This window comes from Pedobacter sp. HMWF019 (genome assembly GCF_003061025.1).
GTDB lineage: Bacteria > Bacteroidota > Bacteroidia > Sphingobacteriales > Sphingobacteriaceae > Pedobacter.
The window spans coordinates 1-3,507 of the sequence record NZ_QAIL01000392.1; the positions used below are offsets into that span (position 1 = coordinate 1).

At 40.3% G+C, this 3,507-nt stretch carries 3 protein-coding genes; 1 reads left to right on the forward strand and 2 read right to left on the reverse strand.

Going from position 1 to position 3,507, the window contains the following annotated elements; translation table 11 throughout:
* Window positions 1-94: 94 nt before the first annotated feature.
* Complete coding sequence (locus DBR11_RS21285) at window positions 95-2,680, forward strand: M1 family aminopeptidase (protein WP_108554637.1); 2,586 nt, start codon at window positions 95-97, stop codon at window positions 2,678-2,680.
* On the opposite strand, the gene DBR11_RS30665 is transcribed toward DBR11_RS21285, so the two are convergent.
* Both DBR11_RS30665 and DBR11_RS21295 read right to left on the reverse strand, forming a co-directional pair.
* On the reverse strand, window positions 2,655-2,891 hold the full coding sequence (locus DBR11_RS30665) for a cold shock domain-containing protein (RefSeq protein WP_158275353.1): 237 nt from the start codon (window positions 2,889-2,891) through the stop codon (window positions 2,655-2,657). The genes DBR11_RS21285 and DBR11_RS30665 overlap by 26 nt on opposite strands.
* 96 nt (window positions 2,892-2,987) lie before the next feature.
* Window positions 2,988-3,485 carry a hypothetical protein gene (locus tag DBR11_RS21295; protein ID WP_108554634.1) on the reverse strand — a complete coding sequence of 166 codons (498 nt, stop codon included), beginning with the start codon at window positions 3,483-3,485 and terminating at the stop codon, window positions 2,988-2,990.
* Between the last annotated feature and the right edge of the window lie 22 nt (window positions 3,486-3,507).

Here is a 3,507-nt window from a genome sequence, read left to right on the forward strand (position 1 = left end):
CTACATATGTGTTTAAATTATTGTATTTTAGCTATAAGAAATTCCGCTCTTCCAGTAAAACCTTCATCTTTAATAACAAACGTTTATGTCCGGTATGCGTAAAACTCTCCTGTATCCCACATTTTTAACGCTCCTCCTATTAATCAGTTATTCACAAAAGTCCATTTGCCAGATTGCCAAAACAGCCACTGAGCCTATAGTAGAAGTGGGGGTGTCCAAAAAACTGGCAGAGTACCGGAAATCTGTGATCAACAAAGTACAGTATAACCTGGAATTTACGATTCCAGCGCAGAAAAGTGAGGCCATACAAGCCAGGGCGGTACTTAATTTTCAGCTGGCCAGTATAGTTTATCCATTGCAGATTGATTTTAAAGAAAATGCGGATAAGATCAAGTCTGTCATTGTCAATAACAAACCCGTTGCTGTTCAGTTGTTGAAAGAACACCTGGTGATTGGCCAAAAATATCTTAAAGCAGGTAAAAATGAAGTCCGTATTGACTTTCAGGCGGGAGAGGGTGCTCTAAACAGGAATACAGATTATCTGTACACCTTATTTGTTCCAGACCGGGCCAGAACCGTTTTTCCATGTTTTGATCAGCCCGATTTGAAAGCAACCTTCGCGCTTACACTGCGGATTCCTGAACAATGGAAAGCAATGGCTAACGGTGCTTTAAAAGATTCTATTGTGAAAGACGGCCAGAAAACTTATCATTTTAAGACATCGGATTTGCTGAGTACTTATTTTTTTGCTTTTGCTGCGGGAGATTTCCGACAAACCGAAGGATTGGTTTCTGCATTTAAAACTTCATTTTTATTCAGGGAAACAGATACCGCTAAGCTGAATAAAAGTATCCCGGAAATTTTCACCATTCATACAGATGCCCTAAAGTATTTTCAGGAATGGACTGGGATTCCCTATCCTTTCCAGAAGTTTGGTTTTGTGGCCATTCCGGATTTTCAATTCGGAGGAATGGAGCATCCGGGAACTATACAGTACAAAGCTTCTTCGCTTTTTCTCGATAATGGCGCTACAAAAGATCAGATTAATGCGAGAAATAATCTGATTGCCCATGAAACGGCCCATATGTGGTTTGGTGACATGGTCACAATGAACTGGTTTACCGATGTTTGGATGAAAGAGGTTTTTGCCAATTTTATGGCAGATAAAAGTAATGCGGATGCGGGAGGAACAGATGAATTTGATCTGAAGTTTTTAGTAGATCATTTTCCTGCAGCCTATAATGTAGACCGTACAACCGGGGCTAATCCCATAAGGCAGGATTTGGATAATCTAAAAGATGCAGGTAATTTGTATGGTAATATTATTTATCATAAAGCACCAGTTATGATGCGGCAGTTGGAAAGGATGATGGGAGCTGAAATGTTCCAGAAGGGAGTTAGGGAGTATCTGAAGAAATTTGCGGGTGGTAATGCTTCCTGGCCGGATTTAATCAATATCCTTGGGAAATATGCACCTGTAGATCTGCAAACCTGGAACAAAGTGTGGGTTAACGAAACTGGCCGGCCCTTAATCGATTACAATCTGGAGGTTAAAGACAACAAGATCGCCAGTTTTGTCATTACTCAGAAACCTGAATATGGGAATAAGCGTGTCTGGCCGCAGATCTTTGAACTGACCTTTTTCTATCCTAATTACAGCCAGGAAATCAGCGTACAGTTGAATGATGGGAAATTAAACTTGAAAGAGGTTGCGGGAATGGAGAAACCCTCTTTTATCCTGTTCAATTCTTCCGGTCAAGGATATGGAGTATGGCCGGTTGATACGGCTATGTTTAAAAGCTTGTACAGAATAGAAAAACCTTTAAGAAGGGCTTCTGCCTATATTTCTATGTATGAGAATATGCTTAATGGAAAAACGATTGATCCGGAAGGGCTGCTCAAGCTTTTTACTGATGGATTGGATAAGGAAACCGATGAACTGAATCTGAAACTAATCAATGGGTACATCAGTAGTATTTTCTGGAATTTCACATCGGCTGCCGAACGCCTTAAGTTGGCTCCTCAACTGGAAGACTCTTTGTGGAATGCCATCCGTCTGGAGGGTTCTCCAAACAATAAAAAAATACTCTTTAAAACCTATCAGGATATCTATTTGAGTCAATCTGCAGGCGATCGTTTGTACACGATTTGGAAAAGCCAGCAAGCACCGGAAGGTATTAAGCTTACTGAAGACGACTATACATCATTATCTATGTCTCTGGCTTTGAAAGGGCAATCAGATCCTTCTTTACTCCAAACTCAGCTGAGCCGGATCAGTAATCCAGACCGAAGAAGCAGATTTGAATTTATCCAGCCAGCTGTATCTGCTGATCAGCAGGTAAGAGATCAGTTTTTTAGCAGTTTAGAATTGAAATCAAACCGCGCAAAGGAATCTAATGTACTGGCTGCGCTGTACTATCTGCATCATCCATTGCGCCAGGAGTCTTCTGTGAAGTATCTTCCAAAAAGTCTTGATTTGCTGCAGGAAATTCAGGTAACTGGTGATATTTTCTTTCCAGCCTCCTGGTTGCAGACAACTTTAGGAAGTTATCAGAGTAAAGCTGCTTTTGAAGTGGTGCGGACTTTTTTGGAACAGCATAAAAATTATAATCCCAAATTAAGGGCTAAAATAGAGCAAGCAGCTGATAATTTATTCAGGGCGCAGCGCTTACTGAAGTAATCCCGCTGTCTGTTTTACGTACGTTTACGGCATGATGCCCATATTTCCCATCTCTTTGTTCAAAGGTGACCCTGTCATTGAGAAACAATTTGTCAAAGTCCAGGTCAGGATTGTCATGGGCCAAAAGTATAAAACTGATTTGTGTATCAGTACAGGTGATAAAACCTATTTTTCTTTGATAGTTTATAAAATTAATAAAACCTGTGAGCACTGTTCTGTTGATTGATAATGTTTAGAACAAAGTTAACGATTGTTTAACATTTATTGCAAACACTTAAACAGATTTGAATAAAAATATAGATTTATTTTAAGGATTTTGTGTTTGATCCTTAAAATAAGCCGGGGCAATGACCGCAATGATATAAGAAGTACTGGTAACAATACTTTGATAAATAAAATTTTTAGTGCTGTAAATGGTTAAAATCTGATTGTCTACAATCTGGCCATCTGATTTATCTGGCTGAAGGGCTTCAATTTCCTTTAATAACAGGGTATAGGCGGCTTTATCGGGGGCCTGGTAATACACCCGGTTTACTGCTGGTTCTGTGTTGTGGATCCTGAGCCAGGCGAGCGCTCGGGTAGGATCAGTTTTAAGATTCCCAAATGAAAAAGTGTGGTAATAATCGTTCTCATAGTTTCCGGTCATGGCAATGTCCAGCTTCCAGCCTTTACTGACCAGAGAATCACCAACGCGCACGGCTGATCTGGAAATACAGGCTTCCAGATCTTTCAGGCCCGAAACCTGGGCTTTGCAGAGGAAGGTGCAGAAACTGAGGCATGCGATCAGGAAGTATTTAGATATCATTGTCCAAAGTTAGGATTTATAT